Origin of the sequence: Erwinia aeris, assembly GCF_041224955.1 — a bacterium.
Lineage (GTDB): Bacteria > Pseudomonadota > Gammaproteobacteria > Enterobacterales > Enterobacteriaceae > Erwinia > Erwinia aeris.
Genome location: NZ_JBGFFX010000015.1, coordinates 89,682 through 104,392 on the forward strand (window position 1 = coordinate 89,682; position 14,711 = coordinate 104,392).

Genomic DNA, 14,711 nt, shown 5'->3' on the forward strand with positions numbered 1-14,711 from the left:
CGCTAATGTTTTAACCTCGAAAACTATTATTCATTAAATTTCTATCTTCCAAAATGAGTTATGTATATCGCCAGCCTTCGGCTGCTAATAAGCTGTGAGTGTTAGCTCAGATATAACTATCCATAAACCTTCTTTGAAAATTTCACTTTAAGACAGAATAAGTATCAGGATAAAGCCCATGAGTAACCGCTACGTTATTGAGGCGCTGCTGCGCCCGGCTGTAGAACTGAACACGGCCGCCGTGGCCGGCACTGCCGCCGTGGTGTGCGTTACCGCGCCTTGGGCGGTGGCACTCGCGCCCTCCGTCAGCTACGTCACGGCAGGTGGCTTTGCCGTGCTGTCCATCATGCGCGCGCGTCAGGGCATGCAGGTGATCCGCTACCGGCGCAACCTGCGCCGGCTGCCGCGTTACGTGATGACATCCCGGCAGATCCCGTTGAGCAAACGACGGCTCTTTCTCGGCAGGGGGTTTCGCTGGACGCAGACGCACACCCAGCGCCTGCGCGACACACTGCGCCCCGAGGTAGCCCACTACCTGCAGCCGTCCAGGTTGTACCAGCTGGCACGCCGGGCAGAGGAGGCAACGGAAAATCGCCTGCCGGCGCTGAGCAAAGTGCTGAACGCCGATTCCGTTCTGAATCCGTTCCGCCCGCTGCCGCCGGTCGGCGGCAACCCGGCCATACACGGCATCGAACCCGACGAAGCTGATGTCACTCTGGATCTGCGCGAGCGCGTGGGGCACACGGTGGTGTACGGCACGACGCGCGTGGGCAAAACCCGTCTGGCCGAGCTGCTGATCACCCAGGACATCCGGCGTGGCGACACGACGATCGTGTTTGACCCTAAAGGGGACGCCGACCTGCTGAAGCGCGTGTGGGCGGAGGCGCACCGCGCCGGACGCGGCGACGAGCTGACCATCTTCCACCTCGGCTGGCCCGACATATCGGCCCGCTATAACGCGGTGGGGCGATTCGGGCGCGTTTCTGAGGTAGCGTCGCGCGTGGCCGGCCAGCTGAGCGGCGAAGGCAACAACGCTGCGTTCCGGGAGTTCGCCTGGCGGTTTGTGAACATCGTGGCGCGGGCGCTGGTTGCCCTGGGCGAACGTCCTGACTACACGCTGATCACGCGCTATGTGAACAACATCGCTGACTTGTATCTGCGCTACGCGGTGAAAGTCATTGCAGACAAACTTCCCGACCTGAATAAGCAGATCGAAAACAACCTTAAACTTTTCGGTGAAGAGGACGTGCCCCGTAACATGCAGGGACAGGCAGACGCCGTGCGCATCTGGGCGTATGAGGTGGCGCTGAGCTCCGAGAAGGGGCAGCAGCTGTACGATCCCATACTGGATGGTCTGCGCTCCGCCGTACGCTACGACCGGACCTACTTCGACAAGATAGTGGCGTCCCTTCTGCCGCTGCTGGAGAAGCTGACGACGGGCAAAACCGCCGAGCTGCTGTCGCCTGATTACCTGAACATGGACGACCCGCGTCCGATCTTTGACTGGGAGCAGGTGATCCGTAAAAAAGGCGTGGTGTACATCGGCCTCGATGCGCTCAGCGACAGCGAAGTGGGCAGCGCAGTGGGCAACAGCATGTTTGCCGACCTGGTGAGCGTGGCCGGCCACATTTACAAGCACGGCATCAATGCAGGCCTGCCGGGTGCGGACGAGCGTAAAAATCCGATTAACCTTCACTGTGATGAGTTCAACGAGCTGATGGGCGATGAGTTTATTCCCCTGATCAACAAGGGCGGCGGCGCCGGGATGCAGGTCACGGCCTACACGCAGACGTCCTCTGACATTGAGGCGCGTATCGGCAGCGCGGCCAAAACTTCCCAGGTGCAGGGCAACTTTAACAACCTCATCATGCTGCGCGTGCGTGAGAACCGGACGGCAGAGCTGCTTACAACCCAGCTGCCGCAGGTTGAAATCTACAGCAAAACGCTGGTCTCCGGGCACCAGGATTCAGCAGACGTTACCGTTAATCAAGACTTTACTTCCAGCACACAGGACCGCGTGGGCACCATCAAGGTGCCGCTGCTGGAGCCGTCGGATATCGTGTCGCTGCCGAAGGGCCAGGCATTCGCCCTGCTTGAGGGCGGGCAGCTCTGGAAGATCCGCATGCCGTTGCCCGCCGGCGACGCCGCTGACGAGCACATGCCAGACGATATCACCCGCCTGGCAGAAGAGATGCGCAGGAACTATCACAGTAGCGAAGGGTGGTGGAACGGCGGCGCGGCCGGTCACGGTGCCCTGAAAGGAGAGAAAAATGGCTGAGCCTCGTCGCAACGTCACGCCACAGAATCCGCAGCAGCAGCCGGTTCCGCCGCGCGAGCACGGCCTGATTTACAATCTGGTCTGGGGCTGGCCCTGGAAGCTGGTCGGCATGATCCTGGCCTCCCTTTTCCTGAGCCTGATTGTGGAATACATCGGAATTGCGTTCTTCTGGCCGGAAATGGGCGCGGCGCATAGCCAGCAGGTGATGACCACGGAAATGGGCTACCTGTCGTCGGATTTTACCCGCAGCTTGCTGCTCTCGGAGCCTTCCGTCACCGTCACGCACTGGATCACGTTCGCCTATCAGTGGGCCTTTGTTGACAGCGGTTTTGTTGGCTGGGTGCAGTCGATGTATGAATCGGAGATGAACAGTGGTAACGAAATTTCCCGCCAGCTGAAGTCGGCCAGTGGCTGGCTCGCCGGCTATCTGCAGCAGTATCTGCTTGCCAGTGTCTGGGTGGCCGTCGTGACGCTTATCCGGGTCACGATACTGACGCTCTCCATTCCGTTGTTTGTGCTGGTCATTGCCGTGGCCGTGGTGGAGGGACTGGGGCGCCGTGATCTGCGTCGCTACGGCGCCGGCTACGAGTCGTCGTTTTTATATCACCGGGCGAAAAGGCTGATTAAGCCGGCGGTATACATACCGGCAATGGCGTACCTGTCGTGGCCGTCGGCAGTTTATCCCAACCTGCTGCTGCTGCCCGCAGCCATCATGCTGGGGTTTGCCATTACGGTAACCACCGCATCGTTTAAAAAGTACCTCTGATTTCCCCAGGCCCGCTTCTGCGGGCCTTTCAATTGCTTCTGGTCACTGGCCTTCTTCTTTCTGATAGACCGGGTCAGTCCCCCGTGGATACTGCTGTCCTATTTTTCTGTAGTGCTGAAGTCGTTCATTAAAATATTCCCTGAGATCAGCCGGCTGTTGCTGCTCCACCTCTCGCGGGATCACCGGCTGGTTCAGGCGCTCTTTGTAAGCCACGCCTGAAGCAGCTAAATCCACATTAATACGCTCACGTTCTTCTTTGGTACGTGCAGCCACGTTATGCGACATGGATGTGTCCTGTTTTAGCTACTAAATGTATCCCAGTGAATGCCTCAACAGCTTACCACTGCTTTTACCAGGCTGGACGACGTTACCTGAACTCGTTTCGGGTAACGTCGTCAGCGGGCAAGCCGCGCAGCGGTGCGACAGCAGGAGCTAATAGTTACAACACTCTAAAGTATTTAGACCACTTCACTCCACATCAGCACCTCCAATTAATTTTCATTTTCGGGTAATGAGTTAACGGCTGACCCGTCCGACCGAATTCCGCATCCTTACCGCACCAAACAACCACTGGAGGTGCATATGAAATCTTTTCGCCCGGTAGCCCGAATTTTTCTGTACGGCGGCGTGCTGGGCCTTTCATCTCTCACGGCCCTGCCCGCTCAGGCATCTGAAAAGGATGAGCTGGCGTCCGCCCAGCGCATGATCGTTCAGGTGCAGGCGTCTCTGGAGCGCGCCCGGGTCGCCGCCGCCCAGGAAGACGGCGCAGAGCGTGGCCGCTATTTCTTTGACTACCCGCGCGCGGCGGCCGACCTGCGCACCATCAGCGCCGGTATCGATCGTTACATTGAGCCGTCCCGGGCACAGCCTCGCGATCTGTCGGGCGTGGCGGGAAATTACCGTCGGGAGCGCCCCTGATGGCAATGACTCAGGCGCAGGTGACGGCCTTTAAGGCAGCTTCGGGCGATCTTGACCCCGCAGCGATGCATCTCTTATGGATTGGTCTGCTGTTCGCCACGCTGTTTTCCTGGGTCGCCTGGGCCGCCGTTGACCTCTACTCGGGCTGGGCCAACCAGCGGGTAAGGGAATCAGCAGTAAAAAGCCTTTTTATACGGGGCATCGTTTTAGTCGTAATCAGTATCTGGATGTTCGGAAGTTAATTTAATCAATCACTTAAACAGGAAATATCATGTCAAACATTGCTTCTTTAGTTTCCCTCACGCGTTCCGGCGTTCGTAAAAGCTGGGCCCGCACCACCACGCTGATCACCCTGAGTGCCCTGTCGGTCGGCAACGCCATGGCGGATCTGCCTACGGTTGAACAGCCTACCTCAGGCGGCGGCGGCGGGCTGATGGATACCATTAAGGGCTATTTCCAGGACGGCATCACCCTGATTGGCCTCGTTATCGCCGCAGTGTGCTTTCTGAAGGTGGCGGAAGCTGCCATTACTACCTTCAGCGAGGTTCGTGAGGGCCGCGCAACTTGGGGTAAATTCGGCGGGATCGTTATCGTGGGCATTGTGTTGCTGGTTATGGTCATCTGGCTGCTCGGCAAATCTGCCGAAATTGTTACCTGATAAGGAGCGGTGTGAATGGCGACTATCCGAGATATGCCGGATCGTCTCAATTCAGAGCCTGTCGTATTCCGGGGGTTCACCACCCCCGAGTTATTTATGGCGGCCGGTATTGGGGTCGTGCTGGGCTTGATCATCTCACTGCCTTTTTCACTGTTTTTCAGCTGGCTGATTATCCCCACGGGAAGCCTGCTTTTTCCCCTGGTGTTTATCAGTTTTGGCGGAAAGTGGCTTGCCCGGAAAAAACGTGGCAAGCCCGAGAACTATATCTGGCAGATGTTCGCGCTCAGAAAGCGCCGCATGGGGATCGGTGATCCACAGTTGATCATCGATTCCCGGTGCTGGTCTGTGCGCCGGAGTATACCAATCAGGAGTACCAAATGAGTCGTTTTCGCCACGCGGTTAAGGGCCGCGATCAGCATATTTTTACCCTGAGGGCGGCCTGCGTCGTGTTGCTGATACTGCTGATGACCGCCCTAGGTGGCTGGATGCGCGCCCCGGAAATGCTGACCATTCATATTCCGCCCGATCTCCGTAAGGGCAGCACGCGTCCCGTGTGGGAGGTGCCGCCCCCGACCGTTTACAGCTTTGCTTATTATATTTTTCAGCAGCTTAACGCCTGGCCTAAAAACGGTAAGGTGGACTATCCCGCCCGTATCGAGGCGCTTTCACCGTACCTGACGCCGCAGTGCAAGGCATTTCTTAAAGAGGATTCAAACCAGCGGGATAAAAAAAGTGAGCTGATTGACCGCGTGCGCGTGGTTTATGAAATTCCCGGCCGGGGTTACACCACCAAAAGCGTGGAAGTCGTCGACCGGGATAACTGGGTCGTCAGCCTCGATCTGATTGCGGATGAATACTACCTCACCGAGCCGGTCAAACGCGCAACGGTGCGCTATCCGCTGAAGGTCGTCCGCTGGGAAGGCGATTCCGAAACCAACCCCTTCGGGCTGGCACTGGACTGCTACGAGGGTATCCCGCAGCGGCTCTCAAAGGCAGAAAATAAGGGAACATTGTGATGATTTGCTCAAAGATGACCTTCAGCTCGCGCGCCTGCCTGGTGGCGCTGTCGCTCACACTGCTGCCCGCTGTCATTCTCAGCGCCGCGCCCGCCCGGGCCGACGAGCTGATGAAGTGGGAGCGAGTGCCCCTGCAGATCCCGCTGAAAACCGGCGCCGAGCGCGTCATTTTTGCCGACAAAAACGTGCGCGTCGGCTTTCCGCCCGCGCTGAACGGTAAGCTGCGCGTGCAGAGCACCGGCGGCGCTGTCTACCTCAAGGCTGACAGCGACTTTCCGGCAACCCGACTGCAGCTGCAGGATATGGAATCGGGCGAGGTCATTCTGCTGGACGTCCGCGCCGCCGGCACGGGCCCGACCGAGCCGGTCAAAATCATCTACAGCGGCGACGTCAGCACAGCCAACAGCGCCGCACCGGCATCCGACGCAGACGCCGGTAAGCAGCCGGCCCGGCGTAAAAAAGTAAGCTACAAGGCGCCCATTCCTGTACTGCTGACGCGTTACGCCGCGCAAAATCTGTACGCCCCCGTACGCACGGTTGAAGGCGTTCCAGGTATTCATCCGGTTAATCCGCACCTGCCGTCGCGTATCACTACGCTTTATCCCTCGGCACCCGTGACCGTGTCACCCGTAGCGGGCTGGGGCGTGGCCGGGCGTACCGTGGTGGCGCTGCGGGTGCGCAACGACTCCTCGCAAAAGATCGTGCTCGATCCGCGCGAGCTGCAGGGCCAGTTCGTCGCCGCCACCTTCCAGCACCGCTGGCTGGGCGCCGCTGGCACGCCTGAGGACACCACCACGCTGTACCTGGTTACTGCCGGCCGCGCCGATGAGGCATTCGTGCGCGAGCCCTCCACCGCCCGCAAGGCCGCCCGTTCTGCCCAGAAGGTGATCCGCTATGAAGATTAAATCAAACGGCCTGGTCAAGGTCCTGGTGCCGGCTGTACTGATTGCCGGCGTCTTTGTGGTCGTTAAAGGCCACAACAGCAGGCCGTCCGAAACGGCGCAGACACCGGCGCAGACCGCGCCGGCGCTGGCGAACCTGACGCCGCAGGAGCTCAAGGCCATCGGAGTTGAGGGCGACACGCCGCAGGACACGCTGCGAACCATCGTGGGTTCGCTTAACGCCGTGCGCCAGCAGCAGGCCACGCTGAATAAACAGAACGCCGACCTGATGGAAGAAAACCGCAAGTTGCGCGATCGCAACCAGAACGTGTCCGGCCAGGTCAATGAGGCGGTGCAGGGCATACAGAAAGGGTTCAGCGAGCGCGAAAAACAGCTGCGCCAGCAGCAGAATACGCTGACGTCAAAAATCAATGACCTCACCTCCCAGCTACAGAGCACCGGCAAGGGGCTGGCGGACAAGGCTACCGGCCAGGATGGTGACATACCGTTAGGCCTCGGGCTAGACGGCATGGGAAGCGGCAGCGGCAGCCCTGCGGCGGCGGGCAACGACGGTCTGATGTGGGTGACCCCGCAGGACGGCAAAAGCGCCGCATCCGGGCAGGGCAGCGGCAGTAACAGTGCCAGCACGGGCGGCACCACGGCCTTCCCGACTTCATTCATGAGTGACAATGCCATCACAAAGCAGAAGGCCAGCTACGAGCAGCAGGGGAAAGGATCGACCAGCGAAAAGGGCGAGGAAGACGAGGCCGAGCCGGTCTATACACTGCCCGAAAACTCCACGCTTATCGGCAGCCGCGCTATGACCGCCCTGCTGGGCCGCGTGCCGATTAATGGCACCGTGACCGATCCCTATCCCTTCAAGGTACTTATCGGCAGGGACAACCTGACCGCCAACGGTATCGAGCTTCCGGACGTGGAGGGCGCGATCGTGTCCGGCACGGCCTCGGGCGACTGGACCCTGTCCTGCGTCAGGGGCCAGGTCAGCAGCATTACCTTTGTGTTTACCGACGGCACGGTGCGCACCCTGCCGAAGCCCGAGCGCAGCGGGCGCGCCGGCAACGGTCAGAACGCCCGTAACGGCGACAAGGATACCGGTACAAACGGCGGCATCGGCTGGATCTCTGACGAGAATGGTATTCCGTGCATTTCTGGCACGCGCAAATCAAACGCGTCCACGTACCTGCCGACGCTGGGCCTGTTGGGCGCTGCAGGCGCCGCAGGCGATGCGGTGGGTCAGAACCAGCAGACCAGTCAGACCAATGCCTATGGCGGCGTCACCTCCATGCTGACCGGCGACGCCGGACAGGCCGTGCTCGGCAAGGCGATTTCCGGCAGTTCCGACGAGATAACCGAGTGGGTGAAGCAGCGCTACGGCCAGACCTTTGACGCCATTTACGTTCAGCCGGGTGCGCACCTCGCCGTGCACATCACCCGCGAGCTGGCAATTGACTATGAAGACAAGGGCCGCAAGGTGCGTTACGACTTCACCCTTCCCGGGGAAGACGGCAGCACCGGCGGGCTCGACTGAGGAGAAATGACATGCAGATTTCAGTAACACTCGGTGTTTTTGTGCTGGTCGCGGCCTCCACCCTCGCGGGCTGCTCCACGTCAAAAGATGAGATGTTGCCTGCGGGCAACAGCAACATGCTGGAGCTGTGGAAGGGCACAGACGGCGAAAGCGGCCCGGCGCGCGGCGTGGAGGAGCGCGCCGCCTTGCGCCGCGCCCTGACCGATGGCGAACAACAGGCGGCCGCCAGCGACGATCGCAGCTATAGCCGCACCCAAGAATCGGAAATAAGTCAGCAGTTTCCGCGCCTGCCGAATCCCGACATGGTGATGTACGTTTTCCCGCACCTGGCACAGGGCAACACGCCTGTGCCTGGCTACAGCACCGTTTTCCCTTTCTATGACCAGACTCAGTACGCGATGCCTGGCGAACGCACGGAGGCGCTGTGATGTTCGGACTCTTTAAAAAAAGCCGGTCTGCGCGGCAAGACTCACCTGAAAAAAGCGGCCCAGATCCTCTGACGCGTCCGGGAAATATGACGCAGGACGACGAAAGGCGTGTTTACGCGCATAACCCGTCCGTCGTGGACTACCTGCCGTGGGCGGAATTTCTGGACGAAGAGCAGTGCCTGCTGCTGGACGACGGCGTTTCGGTTGGGGCAGTGTACGACATCACCCCGGTTGCAACTGAAGGACGCCCCGACGCACGCCTGGAGCAGATCCGGGATGTGGTTGAGGACGCCCTGCAGGACAGTTTTGATGACATCGAGGCCAACCCCTGGATCGTGCAGTTTTTCTGCCAGGACGAAAACAATGTGGACGCCTATCTGGACAAGCTGCGCGGTTACGTAAAGCCGCACGCGCAGCACACCGAATTTACCGAGGCGTGGCTGAAGGAAACCGAAAGTCACCTGCGCGGCATCGCCCGGCCGCAGGGACTTTTTGAGGACAAGCTGATCACCGGCCAGCCCTGGCGCGGCCAGCAGCGGCGGACCCGCATGGTCGTGTACCGCTGGGTGGATAAAAACAGCCGCGACCTGATGCCGCCCGTCAGCATGCTGAACCAGGCGTGCGAAAGGCTGTGCGGCGCGCTATCCAGCGTCAACATCGGCTGCACGCGACAGAACGGCCTGCAGGTTCACGCCTGGCTGCTGCGCCTGTTTAACCCGGCGCCGGAGGGCATGGACAGGGAAAGCTTTTACCGTGCGGCGGCTTACGAGGACAGCCGCAACACGCCGGACGGCACGATCCCCGTGGAAAACGACTTCTCCGAAACGCTGCTGTTCACGCCGCCGCGTTCGGACGTGGAAAACGGCGTGTGGTGGTTTGACGATTTAGCGCATTCCGCGCTGTCGGTTGAGCGGCTGCGTAAGCCGCCCGAGCCCGGCACGCTGACCGGGGAGAAAAGCCGGGGTGAGAAAAAGGTCAACGCCCTGATGGATATGTTTCCCGAAGGCACCATGCTGTGCATGACCATCATCGCGGAGCCGCAGGACACGCTGGAGGAGAAATTTAACCGGCTGGCAAAGAACGCTATCGGGGAAAACACCGAGTCGGGGCGCGTGCGCCAGGACGTGGCCGCCGTGAAGGAGCTGCTGGGCAGCCGACACAAGCTGTACCGCTCCGCCATCACGTTCCTGCTGCGCGCAAAAGACATGTACGACATGAACCGCAAGCGCATTGAGCTGTCCACGGTGCTGCTCAACGAGGGACTGCAGCCCGTCCGCTCCGAGCACGAAGTCGGCCCGCTGAACGCCTGGCTGCGCGCGCTGCCGATGTGCTTTAACCCCCAGAGCGATAAAAAGCACTGGTACACCCGCCTGACGTGGGTTCAGCACCTGGCCGGCCTGCTGCCCGTCACCGGACGGGAAACCGGCACCGGCAACCCGGGCTTCAGCTTTTTTAACCGGGGTGGCGACGTGCTTAACTTCGATCCGCTCAACAAACACGACCGTTCGCAGAACGCACATATGCTGTTGTTCGGGCCAACCGGGGCGGGCAAATCGGCCACCCTGTGCTCGATGCTCTGCCAGCTGATGGCTGTACAGCGCCCGCGCCTGTTTATCGCCGAGGCCGGCAACAGCTTCGGCCTGACGGCGGACTACTTTGAAAGCCTTGGCCTCACGGTGAACAAGGTCAGCGTCAAGCCTGGCAGCGGCGTATCGCTGCCGCCGTTCGCCGACGCGCACAAGCTGTTTGAGGTAGACGCCCCGGCGCCGGCGGTGAATGAAAGCGATCTGCCGGAGATCGACGAGGACGACGGGGACGACGGGGACGATGAGGGGGACGGCAACGAGAAGCGCGACATCCTGGGTGAAATGGAAATCTCTGCCCGCATGATGATCACCGGCGGCGACCCAAAGGAAGACGCCGCGCTCAGGCGCGCCGATCGCGCAATGATCCGCGAAGCGCTGCTGATGGCCGCCCGCCAGAGCCTGAATGAAAAGCGCCAGATGCTGCCGGGCGACCTGCAAAACGCCCTGAACCGCATCTCCGTGGATGAGGCCGGCGAAGGCGGCCAGATCCGCAACGAGTCGCGTCGGGCAAAGGCGGCTGAAATGGCGGAGTCGCTGGGCATGTTTACCCAGCCCGGCAGCTTTGAGGCTGAGCTTTTCAATCAGGAGGGCGCGCTGTGGCCGGAGGCGGACGTGACGCTCATTGACCTGGGCCACCTTGCCCGCGAGGGGTATGAGGCCCAGATGGCGCTGACCATGGTGTCCCTGACCAATACCGTTAACAACATTGCGGAACGCGACCAGTACCGTGAGCGCGACATCGTGTTTACGGTGGATGAGGCGCATATTGTGACCGTCAACCCGCTTCTCGCGCCGTACATGACCAAAGTAGTCAAAATGTGGCGTAAGCTAGGGGCGTGGCTCTGGCTTGCCACCCAGAACCTGGAAGATTATCCGGCGGCGGCAGGCAAAATGCTGAACATGGCCGAATGGTGGATCTGCCTGACCATGCCGAAGAAAGAGGTGGAGGACATCGCCCGCTTCCGCACACTTTCCGAGGAGGAAAAGGCCGTGCTGCTTTCAGCCAGCAAACTTTCCGGGTGCTACACCGAGGGTGTTGTGCTGTCGAAAAAAATGCAGGCGCTCTTCCGGGCCGTGCCACCCAGTTTGTTTCTGGCACTGGGCATGACGGAGAAGGAAGAAAAAGCCGAGCGCAAGGCACTGATGCGTAAACATAACTGTTCAGAGCTCGATGCTGCTATTCTCGTGGCAAGAAAACTGGATCGTCTGCGTGGACTGATGACGGCTGAGTCGGCTGGGATGCCGGAATACAACGATAAAAGAGAGAAGCTGACCGCATGATTAAGCTTAAATTCGCGTGCCCTTTAACACAAACTCCCGCGGCTGACGAAACGCCTACGCCGACGCTTTTCGGCCTGTATCCTCAGGGTGAACCTGTCGCCACGCAGAGTACCCAGGAGCGGCTTGAGGCGATGAAAGGCGCGCTGAAGGACCGCCTGCAGCCCCCGGTCGCCATTACCTGTAACCCGCACCGGATCGGGAAAAACAGCTGTGTGGCCATTCATCTGGAGGATGGCCGGGGAAAGCGCGCGGACATTCTTCTGACCCAGGAGGGCCGCGCCAGCCTGCCGCTGGACAATGAATTTGACTCGCCCCGCTGGTACGTCAACGTGCCCGACGCGGCGGATATGGTGTATATGACGCTCTGGGTTAACAGCGTATTTGAGGACTAATGCCTGTTGTTATCTGATAAAAATACCGGCCTGCAGGGCCGGTTTTTATTAACCATTAAAGCCAATGGCTGACAGTTACCAACTGCCTTATTCAGAAACTGAAATGTCCTCTAAGAGCGAAAAGCGGACATCGTTCTCATGTTGGTTATCCCCAGCAGCTTTAAGAGATCATATTTTTAGCCATAGCCAGCAGGAAAGCGGTAACTGAGGTGGCGTCAGTGATTTGGCCGTCACGTATTAATTGAGTGAAAGCGCTGATTTTAATTTTTTTCACCGTCAGGCCGTACTCTTCCTCCTCCAGTTGCTGGCCGGTAAATGTCAGTTCCGTGGCAAGGAAAATATGATAACCCTGGGCTGAATAGCCCTGCGCGAGCTTCTGATAACCGACATACACCATTTTTCCGGCGCTCAGTCCGGTTTCTTCTTTAAGCTCGCCTCTGGCAACGTCTTCAGGTGCAACCTCGTGAGAACATTCCCAGCTTCCCTGTGGCAGTTCCGTGGTTCTGTGGCCCAGTGGGTAACGGTATTGCTCAACCAGGTAGACTTCATCATTCTCAACCGGAATGACCACCACAAAATCCTCTTTTTCAATAACGGAATAGAGCCCCTCGCTGCCATCGGCTCTCAGAATCCGGTCTTCCTTAAGCGACATCCAGCGGTTACGGTAAATTTGTCTGGATTCCAGTGTTTTTATCTCTCTCTTCACGCTAAACCCCTTATTTCTTTGCCTGTTACCCTGCAACAATCACGTTAACGCCTTCGCCCCTGAACAGCGAAATATAGTCAGCGGGTGCATCGCCATCGGTGATGATGTCGCTGATTTCTGCTGGTGATGCATAAGAAAAGGGGGAATGCTTTCCTATTTTTTCTCCCGAAATAACGCACACGCTGCGCTCAGCAGCTTGTGCCAGGCCGCGCTTAACCTGAGTTTCGTCATAGTCGATACTGCTGAAGCCGGTTTTGATATTCGCCGCCGCCGCACCGATAAAGCAAATATCAAAAGCCATGGTGCGTAACTCTTCACACACTTTATGACCCGTCATATCCATTGCGGGCTTAAATAATTTACCGCCCAGTACAATGACTTCCACATCCGCATGATCGGCCAGCGCCATAGCGGCGGGCAGGTTGTTTGTGACGACGGTGCAACGCAATCCGGGCGGGATAGCCTGTGCAATGGCAAGCGTGGTGGTTCCTCCATCCAGTCCGACGACATCATCCTGTTGAATAAGAGAGACTGCCATCGAAGCGATTGCGCTTTTTGACGCGCCCGTTCTGCCCAGCCTTTCCTGGTGATGAAGCGGTACCTGTGTACGCGGAATCGCGCCGCCACGGACGCGACGTAGCAGGCCAATAGACTCGAGTCGTATTAAATCGCGGCGAACCGTATCCTCTGATATCCCCAGCTTTTCAGCCAGTGCAGAGGCCTGTAACTCCCCATGATGGCTTAATAAATCGAGAATTTTCTGCCGCCTTGCATCAGGTAATTTCATATCAATGCGCCACGTTGCAATATTTGTTGCGTTAATATGCATAATTTTGCAGAGTAATGCAATGTTATGACAAGCTGCGAGGCGCAGAATGAGAGCAGAGCTTTTCAACCAGAAGGGCAGGACTGTTATCCCGGCATGCTGGCGAATTGTGCCAGCCGTAGCGTGGATAAAACGCATCGCTGATGAAACCTCTGACGGCGTATACAAGTTCAACAGCCAGGAGGCCAGATATCATGATTAAGGCATTATCTGTCCTGGCCGCAGGCGCGTTTGTTTCGCAGACAACTGAATATTTGCCAGTCGGGCTGTTAAATCAGATAGCAGAGCATCTGAGGATTGGTGGGGCGAAGGCTGGCTTGCTGATTACCCTATATGCATGGGTAATAACCCTGTCCGTCATCCCCGTCACGTTGCTTACGCAAGAAATTGACAGAAAAAAGCTTTTCGTTTTTTTACTCGGCCTTATCGCACTGTGTAACGGTTCAGTCATGCTGACAGACAATTTCGTTATGCTGCTAGTGCTCCGGGTTATTGCAGCACTGGGACACGGTGTGTTCTGGGCCAGTATCGCCTCTTATGCTATCAGCATGGCTGTCGCCATGCCTGCCAGCAGGGTGACAGCCATCGTCTTCTCAGGCATATCGCTGGCGATAGTGATGGGGGTGCCGCTGTCGACTGCTACAGGGAATTATTACGGATGGCAAAAGGGGTTTGGTCTGTTCGGCTTGTTTTCATTAATTATTATGTGCCTTGCTGTCAGATGGTTGCCTCGCGCTCATGAACCTGGAGCGAAAGCGGGCCCATCTGACCTGCTAAAACCTGCCTTTTCCGGATTGCTCTGTCTGCTGGCAGGCGTAACGCTTTTAATTATTACGGCACACTTCATGAGTTATACCTATATCACCGTTTTACTACAGGCGATACCGGGAGTGAATGCTGATGTTCTGACCATATTGCTTTTTGTTTTCGGCGTGGGGGGAGCCTGCGGTACGCTGCTGGTAAGTCGTTTTTCCCTCAGACCGTCGTTACTGACGCTGGCGGGCGGAGCAGGTATCGCACTTGCACAGGCCCTTCTGCTGATAAAGCTGCCGGGTCCTCTCAGCGCTGGCGGGGTGATGTTTTTCTGGGGCTGCGCAATATCATGGGTTATCGTCGGACTCCAGTCCTGGGTAATCGAAGCGTCAAAAGATCATCCCGAATTCGCTTCAGCGCTTTATGTCATGTCATTCAACATTGGCATCGGGTCAGGAGCGATAGCAGGAGGTTATTTTACCGGCATCCGGGACAACAGTGATTTATTTCTGTGCGCTATCTTGCTGTGTATCACCGGATTATTACTTGCCGGGGTTATCGCTTTCAAAAAAGCAGGCAGACACCACCGTAAAGCGTGAAAGTAACAAATCTGAGGTTATCGTATCCTGGCATGATAGCGTCCGCTTCTGGCACTAAGTGGACATTCGCGGTT

At 58.1% G+C, this 14,711-nt stretch carries 16 protein-coding genes; 13 read left to right on the forward strand and 3 right to left on the reverse strand.

What is annotated here, in order from left to right:
- Positions 1-178: 178 nt before the first annotated feature.
- On the forward strand, positions 179-2,278 hold the full coding sequence (traD, locus tag AB6T85_RS20450; RefSeq protein ID WP_369896515.1) for a type IV conjugative transfer system coupling protein TraD: 2,100 nt from the start codon (positions 179-181) through the stop codon (positions 2,276-2,278).
- Positions 2,271-3,044, forward strand: a complete 774-nt coding sequence (locus tag AB6T85_RS20455) for a TIGR03747 family integrating conjugative element membrane protein (protein WP_369896516.1) — start codon at positions 2,271-2,273, stop codon at positions 3,042-3,044. Before traD ends, AB6T85_RS20455 begins: the two co-directional genes overlap by 8 nt.
- Before the next feature lie 42 nt (positions 3,045-3,086).
- On the opposite strand, the gene AB6T85_RS20460 is transcribed toward AB6T85_RS20455, so the two are convergent.
- Positions 3,087-3,329: a DNA polymerase III subunit theta gene (locus AB6T85_RS20460; protein WP_369896517.1), complete on the reverse strand. Its 243-nt coding sequence runs from the start codon at positions 3,327-3,329 to the stop codon at positions 3,087-3,089.
- A gap of 297 nt (positions 3,330-3,626) precedes the next feature.
- On the opposite strand from AB6T85_RS20460, the gene AB6T85_RS20465 reads away from it, so the two are divergent.
- From AB6T85_RS20465 to AB6T85_RS20510, 10 genes are read left to right on the forward strand one after another with little or no spacing between them, the layout of a single operon-like run.
- Positions 3,627-3,962 carry an integrative conjugative element protein, RAQPRD family gene (locus AB6T85_RS20465; protein ID WP_369896518.1) on the forward strand — a complete coding sequence of 112 codons (336 nt, stop codon included), beginning with the start codon at positions 3,627-3,629 and terminating at the stop codon, positions 3,960-3,962.
- Complete coding sequence (locus AB6T85_RS20470) at positions 3,962-4,204, forward strand: TIGR03758 family integrating conjugative element protein (RefSeq protein ID WP_369896519.1); 243 nt, start codon at positions 3,962-3,964, stop codon at positions 4,202-4,204. The genes AB6T85_RS20465 and AB6T85_RS20470 overlap by 1 nt, the downstream gene beginning before the upstream one ends.
- A gap of 29 nt (positions 4,205-4,233) precedes the next feature.
- Positions 4,234-4,620, forward strand: coding sequence for a TIGR03745 family integrating conjugative element membrane protein (locus AB6T85_RS20475; RefSeq protein WP_369896520.1), 387 nt, complete (start codon positions 4,234-4,236; stop codon positions 4,618-4,620).
- Between the two features lie 15 nt (positions 4,621-4,635).
- Positions 4,636-5,001 (forward strand): TIGR03750 family conjugal transfer protein, encoded by a 366-nt coding sequence (locus tag AB6T85_RS20480; protein ID WP_369896521.1) that lies wholly within the window; start codon positions 4,636-4,638, stop codon positions 4,999-5,001.
- Positions 4,998-5,636, forward strand: a complete 639-nt coding sequence (locus tag AB6T85_RS20485) for a PFL_4703 family integrating conjugative element protein (protein WP_369896522.1) — start codon at positions 4,998-5,000, stop codon at positions 5,634-5,636. Before AB6T85_RS20480 ends, AB6T85_RS20485 begins: the two co-directional genes overlap by 4 nt.
- The gene (locus AB6T85_RS20490) at positions 5,636-6,541 is read left to right on the forward strand and encodes a TIGR03749 family integrating conjugative element protein (RefSeq protein WP_369896556.1); all 906 of its coding nucleotides are present in this window, start codon (positions 5,636-5,638) and stop codon (positions 6,539-6,541) included. Before AB6T85_RS20485 ends, AB6T85_RS20490 begins: the two co-directional genes overlap by 1 nt.
- Positions 6,531-8,066: a TIGR03752 family integrating conjugative element protein gene (locus AB6T85_RS20495; RefSeq protein WP_369896523.1), complete on the forward strand. Its 1,536-nt coding sequence runs from the start codon at positions 6,531-6,533 to the stop codon at positions 8,064-8,066. The genes AB6T85_RS20490 and AB6T85_RS20495 overlap by 11 nt, the downstream gene beginning before the upstream one ends.
- Before the next feature lie 11 nt (positions 8,067-8,077).
- Positions 8,078-8,494 carry a TIGR03751 family conjugal transfer lipoprotein gene (locus AB6T85_RS20500; protein ID WP_369896524.1) on the forward strand — a complete coding sequence of 139 codons (417 nt, stop codon included), beginning with the start codon at positions 8,078-8,080 and terminating at the stop codon, positions 8,492-8,494.
- Positions 8,494-11,361, forward strand: a complete 2,868-nt coding sequence (locus AB6T85_RS20505; RefSeq protein ID WP_369896557.1) for a conjugative transfer ATPase — start codon at positions 8,494-8,496, stop codon at positions 11,359-11,361. The genes AB6T85_RS20500 and AB6T85_RS20505 overlap by 1 nt, the downstream gene beginning before the upstream one ends.
- Positions 11,358-11,753 (forward strand): hypothetical protein, encoded by a 396-nt coding sequence (locus AB6T85_RS20510; protein WP_369896525.1) that lies wholly within the window; start codon positions 11,358-11,360, stop codon positions 11,751-11,753. Before AB6T85_RS20505 ends, AB6T85_RS20510 begins: the two co-directional genes overlap by 4 nt.
- Before the next feature lie 160 nt (positions 11,754-11,913).
- Here the strand turns inward: AB6T85_RS20510 and AB6T85_RS20515 are convergent, their stop codons facing one another.
- Entirely contained in the window at positions 11,914-12,498 is a 585-nt protein-coding gene (locus tag AB6T85_RS20515) for an NUDIX domain-containing protein (protein WP_502092370.1), read from the reverse strand.
- Positions 12,485-13,423 carry a DeoR/GlpR family DNA-binding transcription regulator gene (locus AB6T85_RS20520; RefSeq protein ID WP_369896526.1) on the reverse strand — a complete coding sequence of 313 codons (939 nt, stop codon included), beginning with the start codon at positions 13,421-13,423 and terminating at the stop codon, positions 12,485-12,487. The genes AB6T85_RS20515 and AB6T85_RS20520 overlap by 14 nt, the downstream gene beginning before the upstream one ends.
- Before the next feature lie 56 nt (positions 13,424-13,479).
- Between AB6T85_RS20520 and AB6T85_RS20525 the strand changes: the two genes are divergently transcribed.
- A complete protein-coding gene (locus tag AB6T85_RS20525) occupies positions 13,480-14,637 on the forward strand; it encodes an MFS transporter (RefSeq protein WP_369896527.1) in 1,158 nt (385 codons plus the stop codon).
- Positions 14,638-14,711: the final 74 nt, after the last annotated feature.

Excerpts from the sequence above, each read along its gene's own strand:
- AB6T85_RS20525 (WP_369896527.1), top strand. The coding sequence starts at position 13,480 with ATGATTAAGGCATTATCTGTCCTGGCCGCAGGCGCGTTTGTTTCGCAG.
- AB6T85_RS20500 (WP_369896524.1), top strand. The coding sequence starts at position 8,078 with ATGCAGATTTCAGTAACACTCGGTGTTTTTGTGCTGGTCGCGGCCTCC.
- AB6T85_RS20495 (WP_369896523.1), top strand. The coding sequence starts at position 6,531 with ATGAAGATTAAATCAAACGGCCTGGTCAAGGTCCTGGTGCCGGCTGTA.
- AB6T85_RS20460 (WP_369896517.1), bottom strand. The coding sequence starts at position 3,329 with ATGTCGCATAACGTGGCTGCACGTACCAAAGAAGAACGTGAGCGTATT.
- traD (WP_369896515.1), top strand. The coding sequence starts at position 179 with ATGAGTAACCGCTACGTTATTGAGGCGCTGCTGCGCCCGGCTGTAGAA.
- AB6T85_RS20455 (WP_369896516.1), top strand. The coding sequence starts at position 2,271 with ATGGCTGAGCCTCGTCGCAACGTCACGCCACAGAATCCGCAGCAGCAG.
- AB6T85_RS20480 (WP_369896521.1), top strand. The coding sequence starts at position 4,636 with ATGGCGACTATCCGAGATATGCCGGATCGTCTCAATTCAGAGCCTGTC.
- AB6T85_RS20505 (WP_369896557.1), top strand. The coding sequence starts at position 8,494 with ATGTTCGGACTCTTTAAAAAAAGCCGGTCTGCGCGGCAAGACTCACCT.
- AB6T85_RS20520 (WP_369896526.1), bottom strand. The coding sequence starts at position 13,423 with ATGCGTTTTATCCACGCTACGGCTGGCACAATTCGCCAGCATGCCGGG.
- AB6T85_RS20470 (WP_369896519.1), top strand. The coding sequence starts at position 3,962 with ATGGCAATGACTCAGGCGCAGGTGACGGCCTTTAAGGCAGCTTCGGGC.
- AB6T85_RS20510 (WP_369896525.1), top strand. The coding sequence starts at position 11,358 with ATGATTAAGCTTAAATTCGCGTGCCCTTTAACACAAACTCCCGCGGCT.
- AB6T85_RS20465 (WP_369896518.1), top strand. The coding sequence starts at position 3,627 with ATGAAATCTTTTCGCCCGGTAGCCCGAATTTTTCTGTACGGCGGCGTG.
- AB6T85_RS20475 (WP_369896520.1), top strand. The coding sequence starts at position 4,234 with ATGTCAAACATTGCTTCTTTAGTTTCCCTCACGCGTTCCGGCGTTCGT.
- AB6T85_RS20490 (WP_369896556.1), top strand. The coding sequence starts at position 5,636 with ATGATTTGCTCAAAGATGACCTTCAGCTCGCGCGCCTGCCTGGTGGCG.
- AB6T85_RS20485 (WP_369896522.1), top strand. The coding sequence starts at position 4,998 with ATGAGTCGTTTTCGCCACGCGGTTAAGGGCCGCGATCAGCATATTTTT.